The sequence below is a fragment of the Pseudomonas sp. EL_65y_Pfl2_R96 genome (assembly GCF_963970905.1).
Classification (GTDB): Bacteria; Pseudomonadota; Gammaproteobacteria; order Pseudomonadales; family Pseudomonadaceae; genus Aquipseudomonas.
In genome coordinates this window covers 1-475 of the sequence record NZ_CAXAQH010000291.1, presented here as the reverse complement: position 1 = coordinate 475, position 475 = coordinate 1, and the positions used below count along the sequence as shown (strand labels likewise).

Genomic DNA, 475 nt, shown 5'->3' with positions numbered 1-475 from the left:
TCGGCTCAACCCGGATGATGGCGGACGCCATATCGAACTGGCCGCCGCGTATTTGCGCAGTGGACGCACGGCTGAAGCACTGGTCGCCTTCCGTCGCGCCCGCGCGCTTGACAATGAAATGCTGGAAACGCCGACGGGCGACGCGATCTGGTCGCATCAGATTGCCGACAGCGTGCTTGCCCGCGCGGCCGCGCGCCCGGTGCAGCTCTCTTCCCGCTGATAGCCTGAACACTGCGGACCCTCGGGGCATCCTCGGATGCCCCGAAACCGCGCGGCGCTAGACCCGGACCGTGCGCTTGCCGCCAACCCAGGCGAAGAAACGCGGCACCAGCCCGTTGCGCTCGATCCATTCCGAATAATCGCGATACGTCGGGTCCATCCCGAGATGCCGCTCCTCGGTCTTGGCACGCCAATAATAGACTCCGCTGACCACCCCCATCAGGATCGTCGCCCGCACCGCGTCGAGCCAGGAGCC

General features: G+C 66.3%; 2 protein-coding genes. One reads left to right on the top strand and one right to left on the bottom strand.

Annotated features, from left to right (window positions below; genetic code table 11):
• On the top strand, positions 1-220 hold a 220-nt coding region (locus tag AACY49_RS30685), incomplete at its 5' end, for a BTAD domain-containing putative transcriptional regulator (RefSeq protein WP_339528051.1).
• A gap of 57 nt (positions 221-277) precedes the next feature.
• Here AACY49_RS30685 and AACY49_RS30680 read toward each other — a convergent pair.
• Positions 278-475 (bottom strand): hypothetical protein (locus AACY49_RS30680; RefSeq protein ID WP_339528049.1); only part of this gene is annotated, 198 nt, incomplete at its 5' end.